At 48.0% G+C, this 15,537-nt stretch carries 15 protein-coding genes; 10 read left to right on the forward strand and 5 right to left on the reverse strand.

The annotated features are described in order from the left end of the window. Window positions 1–63 precede the first annotated feature (63 nt). Together NYE45_RS28060 and nrdG are read left to right on the forward strand one after the other, a co-directional pair. Window positions 64–2,025 carry an anaerobic ribonucleoside triphosphate reductase gene (locus NYE45_RS28060; protein WP_340014804.1) on the forward strand — a complete coding sequence of 654 codons (1,962 nt, stop codon included), beginning with the start codon at window positions 64–66 and terminating at the stop codon, window positions 2,023–2,025. Further along, window positions 2,022–2,525 (forward strand): anaerobic ribonucleoside-triphosphate reductase activating protein, encoded by a 504-nt coding sequence (nrdG, locus tag NYE45_RS28065; protein WP_340014805.1) that lies wholly within the window; start codon window positions 2,022–2,024, stop codon window positions 2,523–2,525. The genes NYE45_RS28060 and nrdG overlap by 4 nt, the downstream gene beginning before the upstream one ends. A 9-nt stretch (window positions 2,526–2,534) precedes the next feature. Here nrdG and NYE45_RS28070 read toward each other — a convergent pair whose 3' ends face one another. Continuing rightward, window positions 2,535–2,981, reverse strand: a complete 447-nt coding sequence (locus tag NYE45_RS28070) for a DoxX family protein (protein ID WP_340014806.1) — start codon at window positions 2,979–2,981, stop codon at window positions 2,535–2,537. Between the two features lie 42 nt (window positions 2,982–3,023). After that, a complete protein-coding gene (locus NYE45_RS28075; RefSeq protein WP_340014807.1) occupies window positions 3,024–3,626 on the reverse strand; it encodes a TetR/AcrR family transcriptional regulator in 603 nt (200 codons plus the stop codon). A 281-nt stretch (window positions 3,627–3,907) separates the two neighbouring features. Between NYE45_RS28075 and NYE45_RS28080 the strand changes: the two genes are divergently transcribed. Then, window positions 3,908–4,747: a methyl-accepting chemotaxis protein gene (locus tag NYE45_RS28080; RefSeq protein WP_340014808.1), complete on the forward strand. Its 840-nt coding sequence runs from the start codon at window positions 3,908–3,910 to the stop codon at window positions 4,745–4,747. Between the two features lie 76 nt (window positions 4,748–4,823). On the opposite strand, the gene NYE45_RS28085 is transcribed toward NYE45_RS28080, so the two are convergent. Continuing rightward, window positions 4,824–7,646 (reverse strand): glycoside hydrolase family 3 C-terminal domain-containing protein, encoded by a 2,823-nt coding sequence (locus NYE45_RS28085; protein ID WP_340014809.1) that lies wholly within the window; start codon window positions 7,644–7,646, stop codon window positions 4,824–4,826. 369 nt (window positions 7,647–8,015) lie between these two features. Between NYE45_RS28085 and NYE45_RS28090 the strand changes: the two genes are divergently transcribed. The 5 genes from NYE45_RS28090 (at window position 8,016) to NYE45_RS28110 (ending at window position 12,628) form a co-directional block, all read left to right on the forward strand. Beyond that, window positions 8,016–9,560, forward strand: coding sequence for an FAD-dependent oxidoreductase (locus NYE45_RS28090; protein ID WP_340014810.1), 1,545 nt, complete (start codon window positions 8,016–8,018; stop codon window positions 9,558–9,560). Between the two features lie 296 nt (window positions 9,561–9,856). Then, window positions 9,857–10,186 (forward strand): PadR family transcriptional regulator, encoded by a 330-nt coding sequence (locus tag NYE45_RS28095; protein ID WP_062836842.1) that lies wholly within the window; start codon window positions 9,857–9,859, stop codon window positions 10,184–10,186. Continuing rightward, complete coding sequence (locus tag NYE45_RS28100) at window positions 10,179–10,772, forward strand: DUF1700 domain-containing protein (protein WP_340014811.1); 594 nt, start codon at window positions 10,179–10,181, stop codon at window positions 10,770–10,772. The genes NYE45_RS28095 and NYE45_RS28100 overlap by 8 nt, the downstream gene beginning before the upstream one ends. Next, on the forward strand, window positions 10,769–11,668 hold the full coding sequence (locus tag NYE45_RS28105; protein WP_340014812.1) for a DUF4097 family beta strand repeat-containing protein: 900 nt from the start codon (window positions 10,769–10,771) through the stop codon (window positions 11,666–11,668). The genes NYE45_RS28100 and NYE45_RS28105 overlap by 4 nt, the downstream gene beginning before the upstream one ends. 240 nt (window positions 11,669–11,908) lie before the next feature. Further along, on the forward strand, window positions 11,909–12,628 hold the full coding sequence (locus NYE45_RS28110; RefSeq protein WP_340014813.1) for a 3-ketoacyl-ACP reductase: 720 nt from the start codon (window positions 11,909–11,911) through the stop codon (window positions 12,626–12,628). A gap of 132 nt (window positions 12,629–12,760) precedes the next feature. Here NYE45_RS28110 and NYE45_RS28115 read toward each other — a convergent pair whose 3' ends face one another. Both NYE45_RS28115 and NYE45_RS28120 read right to left on the reverse strand, forming a co-directional pair. Further along, window positions 12,761–13,300, reverse strand: coding sequence for a cupin domain-containing protein (locus NYE45_RS28115; protein ID WP_340014814.1), 540 nt, complete (start codon window positions 13,298–13,300; stop codon window positions 12,761–12,763). A 64-nt stretch (window positions 13,301–13,364) separates the two neighbouring features. Then, window positions 13,365–13,730, reverse strand: a complete 366-nt coding sequence (locus NYE45_RS28120; protein WP_340014815.1) for a glyoxalase superfamily protein — start codon at window positions 13,728–13,730, stop codon at window positions 13,365–13,367. A gap of 240 nt (window positions 13,731–13,970) precedes the next feature. On the opposite strand from NYE45_RS28120, the gene NYE45_RS28125 reads away from it, so the two are divergent. Together NYE45_RS28125 and NYE45_RS28130 are read left to right on the forward strand one after the other, a co-directional pair. Further along, the gene (locus NYE45_RS28125) at window positions 13,971–14,645 is read left to right on the forward strand and encodes an alpha/beta hydrolase-fold protein (protein WP_340014816.1); all 675 of its coding nucleotides are present in this window, start codon (window positions 13,971–13,973) and stop codon (window positions 14,643–14,645) included. Beyond that, window positions 14,645–15,415 (forward strand): class III extradiol ring-cleavage dioxygenase, encoded by a 771-nt coding sequence (locus tag NYE45_RS28130; RefSeq protein ID WP_340014817.1) that lies wholly within the window; start codon window positions 14,645–14,647, stop codon window positions 15,413–15,415. Before NYE45_RS28125 ends, NYE45_RS28130 begins: the two co-directional genes overlap by 1 nt. The last annotated feature ends 122 nt before the right edge of the window (window positions 15,416–15,537 follow it).

The raw sequence follows: 15,537 nt of genomic DNA on the forward strand, positions 1-15,537 counted from the left end.
ATCTACATATAGTGTTATGTGGAAATTGAATGATATCCGAAATCATTTTAGGAGGAACCTTACATGAACATGCTTGAGTATGCCACTCCACCGGCATCCGATCTATTATCCGACCTGGGACGACGAATTATTGGCGCAGAAGACGCCGATACGCTGAGGGAAAATGCCAATCTGAACGGAGACTCCTTCAGCGGCAAGATGAGCAGGCTCGGTTCGGAGACCGCCAAGTGGCATGCTCTGCGTCATGTATTGCCGGAAGAGCTTGCTCAAGCTGTGGAGAACGGGGATCTGTATGTACACGATCTGGATCAGTATGCACTCGGAACGACCAACTGTATCTTTATCCCGTTTGACCGTCTCCTTGCTGCGGGTTTCAACACAGGTAACGGATCGGTTCGCACACCTCAGACGATCATGTCTGCCATGGCTCTGGTTGCGATCATCTTCCAATCCCAGCAGAACAGTCAATATGGCGGTGTATCCGCCAATAAGATTGACTGGGATCTGGCCCCTTATGTACAGCGATCGTTCCGCAAACATTACCGCAAAGGGCAACGCCTCTTTGGTGAGAATGTCCTGCTTGAGGATGAACAGCTTCATCTGGACAGCATCGAAGCGAAGAATCAATGTCCGCGGGCATATGCCTTCGCCTATGAAGAGACTGAATTGGAGACAGGACAAGCTGCTGAATCGCTGATTCATAACCTGAATACGATGAGCAGTCGGGCAGGTGGACAGATTCCTTTCACTTCACTGAACTATGGATTATGCACATCAGCAGAAGGTCGGCTGGTATCACGCTCATTGCTGGAAGCGACGATCCGTGGTCTGGGCAACGGGGAGACACCTGTGTTCCCCCAACATATTTTCCAATGCAAACAGGGGATTAATCAAGCTCAAGGCGAGCCGAACTATGACTTATTCCGTCTCGCAGTCACCTGTTCATCCCGGCGGATGTATCCCAACTTTGTCAATGTGGATGCCTCCTTCAACCTGCCCTTCTATCATCCGGAGGATCCGGATACAATCATCGCAACCATGGGATGCCGCACACGTACACTGGCTGACCGGTTTGGGCGCAATCGTCAGAGTGGTAAGGGGAATCTGTCATTCAATACCATTAACCTGGTCAAGCTCGGCATCCGGTTTGGCATCTGCCAGGGCAGTAGGGCCGTTGCCGATCGGGCAGGTTTCTACACCGCCCTCGAATCCGTGATGCATAATGCTGCTGACGGTCTGTTGCACCGCTACCGCATCCAGACTGTGCAGCCTGCCAAGGCATCGGACTTCATGATGCGGGAAGGTGTATGGGAAGGTGGCGAACAGCTCGCTCCGAATGAGCCTGTTGCCGATCTGCTGAAACACGGTACATTATCCCTTGGTTTCATCGGTCTCGCTGAATGTATGACAGCTCTCTATGGGCGCCATCATGGACAGGACCCTCATGTGCATCGGGAAGCACTGAATATTATTCGCACCATGAGAGAGTTCTGTGACCGGATGAGCGAGCAGCATAACCTGAATATTACCCTGTTTGCCACACCTGCTGAAGGATTGTCCGGCAAATTCACGAAGATCGACAGAGCACGCTATGGCATCATTCCTGGAGTTAATGATCGGGAGTATTATACGAATTCATTCCATATTCCGGTCTACCACACTCTTCCAGCATATCGGAAGATTGAACTGGAGGCTCCGTTCCACACGTTATGTAATGCGGGTGCAATCTCCTATGTGGAGCTTGATGGAAATGTTCGAGCCAACACCGCAGCTTTTCTGCGGATCGTACAGTATGCACTGGCACAAGATATCGGTTATTTCTCCATTAACCATCCGATTGATCGCTGCCCTGCATGTGGTTATGAAGGGGTCATCGGGGATGTATGCCCAGGTTGTGAAGTCCATGAGGACCATGTGCACTTCCAGCGGTTACGCCGCGTAACCGGCTATCTGACCGGGGATTACAAAGTACGCTTCAATGCTGCGAAACAAGCCGAAGTACGGGATCGGGTGAAGCACCGGTGAATCTGTATGGATACATCCCGGAATCGGTGAATGAAGGGACAGGCCTGCGTGCCGTGTTGTTCATCAGCGGATGCCGTCACGCCTGTCCGGGCTGCTTCAGTCCGGATTCGTGGAGCTTTCGAGCGGGTGAACCCTTTACAGAGGAGCGGCAGCAGCAGATTCTGTATGAAGTGACGAACCATCCGTTGCTGGATGGCGTTACGTTGTGTGGTGGTGATCCCTTTTTCTCAGCAGCAGAATGTACGTCCTGGGTCCAGCAGCTTCGGGCTGCACGTCCTGATATGACGGTATGGGCCTACACAGGGTTCGAATATGAAGAGCTGGTCACCGACCCTGTGAGAGCAGAGCTTGCCCGATTGTGCGACGTTATTATCGATGGGCGATATGTTGAAGCAGAACGTGATGTCTCCCTGCCCTTCCGCGGCAGTCGGAATCAGCGTTTGATTGATGTACCTGGCACAATGGCAAGTCACACCATTGTGACGCACAAACTCATATGAGGCAGTATATTAACCAAACCATGGCGAAGCGAGTACAACCGCTGTAATGAACAGCAATTGAAGCATCAGACGTGGGAAAACTGGCCACACAGCTTTGCCGCCTATTGTTAACTTCTCACGGGCCGCATGGACATTAGCCGGGAACATGACAATGAGCATGAGCAGCAACCCTGTAGAGGCAATCCATGCAACACCAGGTATAAGTAAACCAACTGCGCCTACGATCTCCAGGATTCCAGTCCACGTGACGATTTTCTCCTTGTGAACTAATCCACGAGGAACCATCTGAACCAAATCGGATCTGCGTTTGCCCCAGTGTGCGGATGCGGTCAACAAAAACATGACGACAACCGCACCTTGCAACGCAGGATGCCAATGATTAAACATCGGAACTCCAAGCCAGCCGATCCCGCGAAGTATCATAAAAGTTGTGCATAATGCAATAAGTGGTGCCATTTCTTATCCTCCTTCATCATCTTTACTATAAAAAGATCCGTATCAGTCTTGTTGCTTAAGCATGGTAGACATGAAGTTAGCTATATCTGTAGAGTTCAAGTGTGACCTTCCGCTTGTATGCATTGAGGTGCGTACCCGCAGTCCCATGGAGAGCAGTACAAAAAGTTCTCCCATCTGCTCTGCATTAATCGAGCTATCTATCACACCATGTTTGATTCCCAACTCAATCCACTGCATCGAATAGTTGACCGACCTATCGTGAAATTGCTGTAGTGCTTCGGACACCTGAGGTTCGTCCTCTTTGCCCAGCAAATAAAGCAAGACCTTATTGGTCATTGACCCCTGCTCCTCCAGACCGACTAAATTCGCAGCGATAATCTGCATCGGACCTTCAAACGTCTTGATATCTGCTTCCGCAATGGTAGACAGAACGGCAGAGTGCACCGTCTCCAGATGCTCCATCAGAACCCAGATAAATATTTCGTCCTTGCTTCTAACGTAATGAAAAATCGCCCCTTTGGACAATCCCGAGCGTTCCATAATCTCTTTTAAGGTAATCGCATGGCAGGCTTTCTCTTGTAACAGTTCCTTGGTAGCTCCCAATAACTGAGCCGTTGTATGTTTCCGTCTGTCTTCATTCTTCAAGTACGTTTCCTCCCTTGTTTACCCTCTACTCTTTATAAGAATTATACAAACCGACTATCGGTTTGTAAATAAGAAAGGTAATAAACGATCTTTAATTGGTTCCCGGACGTTTTCCCGCATAATCGTAGCATTCGTAAAGACCTTCTTTAAAGAAATAAGTTTTATCCATTCTCTCTACTTTCTTCTCTATTGCATGACGATATATTATATAGGTAGATAGTAATTTAGCATTTAAAATTTAACCGTTTACATAAGGTAACTAGGGAGGATTAACCTTTTATATGAATATTGTTCAAGCATTAATTACATGTATGCCTTTCTTTCGAGACACCATCCGCCAGGACGTAACCCTGTCCATTATTGATCACGAGAAATTCCTATATTTCTCAGCAGGTGAATCGTTAAAACAACTGAATTATCAACCCGGAGACCCGCTGTTGGATGGAAATCGAAATTTTGCAGATCTGAACGGCGGTACAGTCAAAAGATTCGATCACTACTCGAAGGATATATTCGGTGTTCCTTTTGACGTTGCATTTATTCCCATTAAAAATGAACAAGGTGAAGTCATCGCCCTGTTTAATCTGCTCTACAGCATGGATGACCAGGATCAGCTGCAACAGCTCATGGATGCTACCGAAAATTTGACCAACCAGTTAATTGACAGTGTACAGCATGTAGCCGCACACTCCGAGGAACTCAGTGCCACAACCGAAGAGATCCGGAACAACTCCAAACAAGCTGTGCAGAAATCAGGCAATGTCACTCAAGTCGCCAGCTTCATTCGTGAAATCTCCGAACAAACCAATTTGCTCGGCTTAAATGCAGCTATTGAAGCAGCTCGTGTGGGCGAAGCAGGTGCAGGTTTCGGCGTTGTCGCCAAAGAAATTCGCAAACTGTCTGTCGATACCAAGGAAGCGACGGCCCGTATTGAGGATTCTCTTCTGTCGGTTCGGCAATCCATTCAGGGCATGGAGAATGAACTTGGCGAGATCACTGCAAGCTCCCAAGAGCAGGCTGAACTCGTAAACAATTTTATGAGCACGATTGAGCAGTTGAATGAAACCAACAAACAATTGAAGCAATTTGTGCAAAAAATGATTACGTTTGACGGAAAATAAAAATACGTTTAATGGTTACCAAAAAACAAACTAAGCCTCCGAATACATTCGGAGGCTTTTTCATTAGCTATTCAACTTAGCGAATCTCGAAGTGGCTGATGCGTACACCTGCGGACAGCACAATATATACATCCTGTACACCTGCTGCACCCGTGAGTTCTGCCTTAACGGTAGACCACTGCTGGGCTTCGCCTTGTGCCAGTTCCACACGTCCTGATAGCGTACCCTCCGGTGAACCGAGTCGCACTTCCAACACAGCACCTGCTTGTTCTGCGGAGACACGAGCTTCAATTGCTACTGCCCCACTACCCAGATCAGCATCCTTAAAGGCAATCCATCCTTGCTCTCCAATTACGCGGACAGCACTTCCGCCCTCTTTGCTCTCATCTAGGTCAACACCCAGGTAAGCATCATAATTCTCAGCACGGGTAGCTACGCCCAGATTACGAGCAGGGATCGTCTCTCCTTCTACCGTCAGGTCTGCAACCAGCTGAACATCAGAGGATGACTTAGCAACCATGATGGAGTAAGTTCCAGTTTCCACGACATACCGATCACGAGTTACATCCCAGATTGCCAGTTCCTGAACAGGCAAGGTGAAGCTGACTTTCACTGTAGCTCCAGCTTCGATATGAAGACGACGGAATCCTTTTAACGTTTTGAGTGGACGTTTCACCCGGGATTTGCCTGCACGAACATACAACTGTACTACTTCGTCGCTAGCCATTGAACCGGTATTAGTCACATCCACAGTTACCGTAACGTTGCCCTCTGTACCCACTTGAGTTGGGCTAATTTCCAAATTGCTGTATTTAAACGTTGCATACGTCAGACCATGTCCAAACGGATACAATACATTACCTTCAAAATATTGATACGTGCGACCGGATTGAATAATATCGTAATCTTTGATGTCGGTCAGTTGATCTGCCGATTGTACCCATGTCATGTTCAAACGGCCTGCTGGCGCATAGTCGCCATACAATACGTCAGCCACTGCGTTACCCAGTTCCTGTCCTGCGTGTGAAGTATACAATACCGCCGGGATGTTCTCCTGAACCCAATTCGATGTGAACGGATAACTACCCACGATGACAACTACCGTGTTCGGGTTCGCGGCATAGACCGCCTCAACCAGACGTTGCTGGGATTCGGCCAGATCCAGACTTGGACGGTCAATTTCCTCTTTACCATTTACAAGCGGATTATTACCAACAAACACAATTGCCGTTTCCGCAGCCTTGGCAGCTGCTACCGCTTCCTCCAGTCCATTCACAATCACATCCTGCTTGAATGTCTCTGTAGCACCGAAAGACTTCAGTTCTTCGGACACTGCGAATGCATCGTTTCCACCATTAGGTGCAGTCACCGTTTTGCCATTCCAAGTGGTCAGACCTACACTTCCGTCCTGTTGTGGCAACAGATGGAATACTTCCTTCACGAACCAGCCGTACACTTCATCTGCGGAAGCCGTTACGGTCTCCTCATCTGTGGTCAGATATTTGCCGTTGCTTTCGGCCTGCAAGGTATAACTTCCGAAGCCCCAGTCGGACACCATAAACGTCTCTGCTTCTCCGGAAGCAATAACAGGTGATTTCTCACCATCCGCCAGTCCAATCTTCTTCCCATTGGCTACAGAAGTTAACGTAATGCGGTCATTACCATCCTTGAACGCCACTTTGTCGCTGCCTACTTTGCCACGGATCGCCTCAAGTGGGGATACGTTATACGGCATGGTGCCTGCATACCAGTCACGATAGACCGTTCCGCCCAATTGACCAATCACAGCCACTTTCCCTGCTTTTGTTTTGTCCAGCGGGAGCGTGCCTTTGTCGTTTTTGAGCAACACTACTTGTTCTCTCGCGGCTCTGAGGGACAATTCTTTTGCTTTCTCCGTCATCATGGACTCTTCACCAATAGCAGCGTACGGGTTGCCTTCTCCCGGATCGAACTCACCCAGGCGGAAACGCACACGGAACGTATTGAACAACGCCTTATCGATGTCATCCATCGTGAGTGTACCTTGTTCCAATCCTTCACGCAGTGCCTGTTTGGACAGATCAGCATCATCGGTGATGCTATCAATTCCCGCTTTAACAGACTCTACCGTACCTGGTGTGTGGGAATCATAGTATTTATGATCATTCTTGATGCCCATGACGTCGCCTGCATCACTGACAACGAAACCATCCATGCCCCATTCACCTTTGACAATCTCGTTCACAAAAGGATGCAACAACGCTGGCGTACCATTAATGGAGTTGTACGCAGTCATCATGGACTGTGCGCCGCCTTCCTTAAATGGCTTCTCGAACGCTTTCAGATAATATTCACGCATGTTGCGCGGATCAATGCTGGACGAACCGCTTCCGCGATCCACTTCATTATTATTCGCAAGGAAATGCTTCAAGGTAGCGACCGCTTTGTAATACTTCGGATGGTCGCCCTGAATTCCTTTGACCAATGCTGTCGTTAGCTCTGCTGTCAGTTCCGGATCTTCACCATACGCCTCTTCATTCCGTCCCCAGCGCGGGTCACGTTCCATATCCACTGTAGGTGCCCACAGCGTAAGGCCGTTCACTGCCGGATTGCGTTTATAAAATACACGTGCCTCGTCTCCGAGAACGGAGCCAATCTCCTTCATCAGATCTGCATCCCACGTGCATGCCAGCCCCACTGGTTGTGGGAAAGATGTTGCTTCTCCGAGCCAGGCCAAGCCGTGTGCCGCTTCTGTTCCGTGTTTGTATGCAGGTACACCCAAGCGATCTACTGCTGGCTGATATTGCAGCATGGATTCAATTTTTTCATCTTCAGTCAAGCGGGATACAAGATCTTTCACGCGTAAGTCTAACTCTAGTGCTGTATCTTGAAACGGATATTTCGTTTGGTTGGTCGTCATATGGAATCTCCTTTGGTTATCGGTAGTTAATTAAAATGATAGCGAATACATATCTCAAGAAAAAACGGGGGTTAATTCGGATAGAATCTTTCTTCCAATGGATAAATTAATCCTTTTATAATCAATGTTTACAGGTGTAAAACTCTATTTTTAATCCAAAACCTAAAACGATTTCGGTAATCCTATCATAAAGCATGTTTAGCAAAAAAAACAGAGGTGCTGCGCAGGAAATTGTGAACATCCCCCCTGCAAAATCTGAACAGCACCGTTTTTTCCTGGCATAGTCTGGCAATCATGAATAAGAGTACAACGACGTGCGCTGAACAACATCCCATTCAATAGATTGAAGATGATCAAGGAGGAAGAAAAATGAGTGACAATCAGCAGCCCCAGACGGGTCTGCCCCCCGTCCCGGAATCACTGTGGCGTGCGACGCATGAATTCGATGCTTATCCAAAACTAACCGAAGATATCACTGCTGATGTAGCGATTATTGGTGCCGGTATTGCCGGGATTACTACAGCCTATCTGCTCGCACAGACGGGTATGCGTGTGGTCGTGCTGGAGGCTGGAAAAGTGCTGGATGGCACGACCGGTCATACCACCGCCAAGGTATCCGCACAGCACGGCGTCATATTTGATGAAATTATGCATCACTTCGGACAAGAACAAGCCCGGATGTATTATGAAGGCAATGCCGATGCTGCGAAGTGGATGCGCAATCTGGTGAAGGAAAAACAGATTGATTGCCAGTGGGCAGAGGAAGATGCCTACGTCTATATTCAATCAGAGGAAAACCTCAAAAAACTGGAGATCGAGCTGACCGCCTATGGCAAACTCCATATTCCTGGTGAGTGGGTCGATCCTCTCCCTATTCCAGTCCCAGCCAGAGCAGGCATTCGCATGCCGGGTCAGGCACGCTTTGATCCGCTGGCCTATCTTCACTACCTGCTCGATTCCGCTGTGAAACACGGGGTGCAGATCTACGAGCATACGACAGTTATCGATGTAGAGGAAGACGCTTCACTGCATGTACGAACCTATGGAGATGGCCCATCCGTAACAGCGGAACATGTGGTCGTAGCTTCTCATTTTCCCGTCTATGACCCCGGATTTTATTTCACGCGGTTACACGCAGAACGATCCTACGCCGTATTAGTCGAACCGGAAGAACCGTATGCGGGTGGCATGTACATTTCGGACGATACACCGTACCGCTCCCTGCGTACCGTCTTACATGACGGAAAGGAACTTATCCTCTTCGGCGGCGAAAATCACAAAACCGGACAAGGCATCTGCACCTTCGGTCATTATGAACGCCTGGAGCAGTTCGCAGCGGAGACATTTGGCATTCGCAACATTCCTTTTCGCTGGTCAGCCCAGGATCTGATCTCCATTGACAAGGTGCCTTACATTGGACCGATTACCGGAAGACATGAACGTGTCTATGTGGCGACCGGGTTTGCCAAATGGGGGATGACGACTGGCACGATGGCAGGACACATTCTCGCGGATCGTATCACCGGTCGTGACAATCCACATGCTGCTATATTCGATCCAGCTAGATTCAAGGCTGATCCTGGCATGAAGCATTTTATTGTGGAGAATGTGAATGTAGCCAAGGAATTAATCTCCGGTAAAGTAGGCATTGTGCACAAAAACGTTAGTGATATTGGCGAAGATGAAGGAGCTGTCGTTCGTCATAACGGCAAACGTGCTGGCGCCTACAAGGATACCAGTGGCAAGCTGTTTCTTGTGGATACAACGTGCACCCATCTGGGGTGCGAAGTAGAATGGAACGAGGGCGAGCGCTCATGGGATTGCCCATGCCATGGTTCCCGCTTCGATTATGCAGGCCACGTCATTGAGGGCCCTGCTGTGGAGGACCTTAAAGTTCTCGATGCACAAGAGTAACCTACATTTGGCGATTAACCTGTAACCCGCAGAACCAAAAGTTCATCTCACAGACCGGACCGGAATCCGTCTCCAGACGGAAGTAACCGATCCGGTTTTTGCGTATGCTGAATTATAGTTATACAGACGGCTTCAGCTCCGCATCAGCATCAAACGAATAGATTATCGATCAATCGTGATACGGAACTATTTTAAAGTCACTACCTTGCATTAAACAGTACCGGATGCTATGATGACTGCACTACTACTGAACAATATACACTAGCGATAAACGAAGCTACGAAGGAGGAACCTGTGTGAATGTGAACATCCAGTTCAAAAAAGGAGTATTGGAGCTGTGCGTCCTGGTATTAATTAACCGCCAGGATCGTTATGGCTACGAACTGGCTCAGGCGGTCTCCAAACATATCGAAGTTGCTGAAGGTGCACTGTATCCCTTGCTTCGCCGACTTGTGAATGACGGTTACTGCACCACTTACCTGCAAGAATCAACTGAAGGACCGCCGCGCAAGTATTACCGACTGTCCGATACAGGTCGCATCTACATGACGGCACTGACTACAGAGTGGAATGATTTTGTGCGCAATGTCGCAAATCTGATTGAGGAAGGAACTCCTAATGAATAGACAACAATTTATGCAGGCCATGGAAGTTCATCTACGGCCGATGGACCAACAGGAACGGGCGGAATTGCTCTCGGACTATGATCAACATTTCGAGCTTGGACTACGAGAAGGCAGACTGGAAGAAGAGATTGCTCGGGAACTCGGACAGCCGGAAGAGATCGCCAAGGAAGCACTGGGTGATCGATATGACGTACATACGCCGGGTTCAGATGCGTTCTATGCACCGACGTATCGCGAAATGCGGTCACCCAGAAACAGCACCAGAGCCACTCGCAACTTCTTCACAGCCATCGGCCTGTTATTCCTGAATCTGATTCTTGGCATTCCTCTTGGTCTCATGATGTGGTCGGTATGGCTTGTTATTGCCAGCCTTTCCTTGCTGGTATTGGCTCCTGTGGCAGCGGTTGTGGATTTCGTATTCCTGAGCCAACTCGATAAAGCAGAAATCTTCGTTGCGATTGGCGCATTCGGTTTCGGCATTTGTTTTGCCATTGCATCCAAGTACGTTTTTAAAGCCTTCAAAATCGTCACTCTTCAATATATTAGATGGAATAAAAACACGATGAAAGGGGATGTTTCTGCATGAGTACCAAGAAATGGCTTGCGCTCGCCGTGATATGTATCGGAATAGGTTTACTCGGGACATCCATCTATGGCGTTCAGTTCGGGGATGAACGGGAGCATTACTCCAAGCGATGGGATTTCAAAGCAGATGAATTGCAGAACATGATTATGAATGCTAATTTTAGTGCGGATATTGAATTTGTCGTAAGCCCGGATTCGAATGGTTATATCGAAGTGGATGGCAAATGGGACCCTGCCGTAGTCAAAAGCTTCGAACAAGCCACTTTATCCAACGGTACATTCCAACTGTCTCAGACAGAGCGTGAACGATTGCAATTTTTCACCTTGTATTGGAATGATCGAGACTCCACAATAACCGTCGCTCTGCCTGAAGGACACCAGTTAAATGAGGTTAAGCTGGACTCCTCTTCAAGTGACTGGGATCTAACCGATCTGAGTGCCAATCAGCTTGAGCTGAATAACACCTCAGGTTCCATTCGTCTGGAAAACATCAAGGCGTCCAAGATTGAATTGGCTCTAACTTCGGGTGATATTACTGCTTCCATGATTGATGGAGACATGACCGTGAAACAGACATCCGGAAGCTTCACTGCTGATCAGGTAGTTGGTCAAGTAAACAGTAAGATTAAATCAGGAGATATTGAGATCACTGAATTAAACGGCGCAGCCGATGTTCAATTCACTTCGGGTAGCATTCATATTGAACAGTCCCATTCCGCCCCGATTAATGCGTCTGGAACATCAGGAGATATTTTCATTCAAGCTGCACCTGATTTCGACGGAATTTATGATGCTAAGGCTACTTCCGGAAGTGTAGATGTGCCTGAATCGCCAATGGTGAGCCGGGAAGTGATCAAGGCCCGTACTTCTTCTGGCAGCATCGAGATTACCAAATAGTGATGAAGCCAATTTCCGAACTGTGGGTAATAATAGTATAATTGAGTGCTAGGACGTGTCTCAAAACTCGCTGAAGTGCATCTTTTACCGCCTTTTCGCCCCATGCTGCGTCACTTTCCCTTGACGTGCCCCGGCACGCCTGCAGAAAACTTCCTTGCTTGGAACGAAAATTCAGCAAAATCTGCTTCCTTCGGAGTTTTTAGACACGCCCTAGTCCATTTCTAAGGAGGAATTACCCACATGGAACTTAAAAATAAAACAGCTATCATCACAGGTGCCGGAAAAGGTATCGGCCGTGCCATCGCTGAAGCACTTGCCAAGGAAGGTGTGCACATTGGACTCATTGCACGTACCGCTTCGGATCTTCAGGCTCTTCAACAATCACTTAGTCAAGAATACGGCGTGAAGGTAACCAGTGCTGTAGCAGACATCTCGGATCGCACACAGGCGGAAGCCGCTGTAGCAGCTATTGAGATGGAACTCGGTGCAGTGGATATCCTGATCAACAATGCAGGTATCGCAAGCTTCGGCACATTGCTGGATATGGACCCAGAAGAGTGGGAACGCATCCTGAATGTCAACGTTATGGGTACATATTACGTTACACGCGCTGTCCTTCCAAGCATGATCAAGGAAAGTAGCGGTAGCATCATCAATATTGCTTCCACTGCAGGTGAGCGCGGATTCGCTACAGGTTCAGCTTACTGCGCATCCAAGTTTGCACTACTCGGCATGACCGAATCCCTGATGCAGGAAGTGCGTAAGTCCAACATTCGTGTAACGGCGCTGACACCAAGCACAGTCAATACGGAGCTTGCGACCAATGCCGGACTGAAAATTGGCGACGAAGATCGCATGATGCAGGCGGAAGATGTAGCTGAACTTGCACTCGCAACGCTCAAACTATCGGACCGTGTCTTCGTTAAAGCAGCAGGCATCTGGACGACCAATCCGCAATAAACAGAGTCTCACTCTGTCTTTTCTAACGAACCTCTCTCACCTTATTGTTCATTAGAAATATAAAAGGACGTTTCCCATTGTACATGTATGCATGTTCGCATGTTCATGACTTGGGAGCCGTCCTTTTTTCTTCTATAAATGATCCAAACCCAACTCTTTGGACACAGCGATGAGCACCACCGCAGGTTCCTCACCGATGTTGGTCACTTCATGGGGCACAACTGCATTCCAGGTAAACGAATCCCCCGCTTCAAGAATTTCCACATCTTCGCATTGCTCCGCACGAATCTTGCCCTGCAACACCAGATGACTTTCCTCCCCGGCATGTTTGCTAACCCCGGTCGATGCGCCTGGCGGTAACTCCACAATAGACATGCGCATTGCACCTTTAGCGGTAAGCTGCTGCACTTTAATCTGTCCACTTCCAGCCGTCGTTTCCTTGCGCTCGTTCTTACGCACCACGTTCATCCGTTGCTCCGGTGTCAGCAGCAGATAGGGAAGTGGAACTTCCAGATAATCCGCAATACTTTCAAGTGTAGCGATGGAGGGTGATGTTTTGTTATTTTCCACGTTGCTGATAAAACCTTTGGACAACCCCGTGCCCTCGCACATCTGCATGATCGTAATCTGTTTCTGTTTGCGGATCGTACGAATAGCCAAGCCGATATCCATATCGCGTCCCTCCCCTTTTATTGATTTTCGAACACTAGACGTACGCTTCGCTTCTTCAGGTTATCTATTCGGCACTTGCCTCAACAAATATAATCCGGTTGCCAAACGGATCCGTCACGGTCATCTCCCTTGAATTCCACGGTGTCTCCTCGATACCGGGCCTCGCATGTTTGTACTCTTTCTGACGAAGTGCACCATGGAATGTATCCAAGTTATCCGTTTCTACGCGCAAGGCAGCTCCAGGTGTACAATCTCCATGATGTTCAGACAGATGAATCACGATGGAATCGAGCGAAACCTGCATATATAAGGGCATATCTTGCTCAAATCGATGTTCCCAATCCAATTGGAAACCCAGGTATTCAAGGTAGAACTCTCTAGCTTTATTTTCATCAAATATTCTCAAAATAGGCACGATACGCTTTAACATCCTGATCACGTCCTCGGGAATAAGATATGAACCACGCACAGCGTCACTTCTTTTAAAACTATTCAGGGTTTCTTATAAACAACATATATTCATCATACAAAAAAAGTATTGACCCTACAATGAAACCATGATAAATTTTGTTCATAAATAAGAATATTTATTTCATATTAGTGAACTTTTATTGTAACTTTATTATCAGAACGATAGTTGTAACTCAATCCTCATCAGGTGGTGTTTTCAATGAATTCTCCTTATATACATGAAGTTCGATTACCGTCTCAATACAATCCAGATCAACGTTACCCTGTCATTTTCGCCTTACATGGCATGGGATCGGATGAGCAGGATATGCTTCGTTTAATGGAGCCCCTGCAGTCTGATTTTATTATCGTCGCTATCCGTGGACCTATCGTTCAGGGTGGAGGTTATGCATATTTTCAGATCAAAAGCATTGGAAATCCCATCCGTGAATTGTATGATGCCTCCGTGCTGGGACTGCAACAGTTGATTGTTGATCTGTCCGCCAAATATGCGATTGATCCCACGCGGCGTTATATCGCCGGATTCAGCCAGGGGGCCATTATGGCAATGACTCTATCGCTGGTGATGGGAGATGCGATTAAAGGCATTGTAGCGATGAGTGGATACATCCCGCAATTTGTGAAAGACGAGTACAAGCTGCAACCTGATTCGGAGCTGTCTGTGTTCATCTCACATGGAGATCAAGACCATCTATTCCCGTTACAACTGGGCGATGATAACGCCGATTTCTTCCGTCAACACACCAATCACGTCACATATGTTCCTTACAACGGTGGGCACCAAGTGACCCCCGATCTATATCAACAATTCCAACAATGGCTTCGGACGGATGCAAATCTGACTACCGAAGACCCGAAAGGACTGAATTCATAATGATGCCATCTCTGTTTATTGCTCACGGTGCCCCATCACTGGCACTGGAGGAGAATGTGTACACCGAATTTTTGCAGAAACTTGGACAGGAACTGCCGAAACCCAAAGCAATCGTGTTATTCTCTGCTCACTGGGAATCCACAACTCAGCTTGTATCCTCGGTAGCCAACTATGAGACCATTTATGATTTCGGCGGTTTCCAGCCCGAGCTGTATCAGATTAAATACCCGGCTCAAGGACATGCAGAGACTACAGCCGAGGTGGAGCGTCTATTCGCAGAAGCCGGGATTCCGGTACAGACCGATGACGTTCGTGGACTGGATCACGGGGCTTGGGTCGTTCTACGCCTGCTCTACCCAGATGCGGATATTCCAGTGATTTCCTTGTCCGTGAATCGCTATCTGACAGGTGAGCAGCAATATCAGGTCGGACAGGCGCTCGCTTCCTTACGTGAGCAAGACATTCTCGTGATTGGTAGCGGCGGAACCGTCCATAATCTACGTCGATTGAACTGGGAAAGTAATGGCGTTGACCCGTGGGCATCAGAGTTCGACAACTGGCTGCATGACAAGCTGGTGAGTTGGGATACGGAGTCTCTCTTCTCCTATGATAAACTGGCACCTTCAGCTCAAGCCGCCGTGCCTACACCGGAGCATTTTGTACCGCTGTTGCTCGCCATGGGTGCGGGAGATCAGAACAAACAGGCATCGCTCCTGTTCAAAGCCTATCAGTATGGCAACCTCAGTCTGTCATGCTGGAAGTTTGATTAAAGAGGACTATATAAAAGGTTAGTACTACTTATATAGTAGATAAAAAATAAGCGTGGGTTACAGGGATCACTCCTGTTGCTCACGCTTTATTTGTTGTTACCGCCTATAAATAATGAGACCAT

This window comes from Paenibacillus sp. FSL K6-1318, assembly GCF_037976905.1.
Taxonomy (GTDB): Bacteria; Bacillota; Bacilli; order Paenibacillales; family Paenibacillaceae; genus Paenibacillus; species Paenibacillus amylolyticus_A.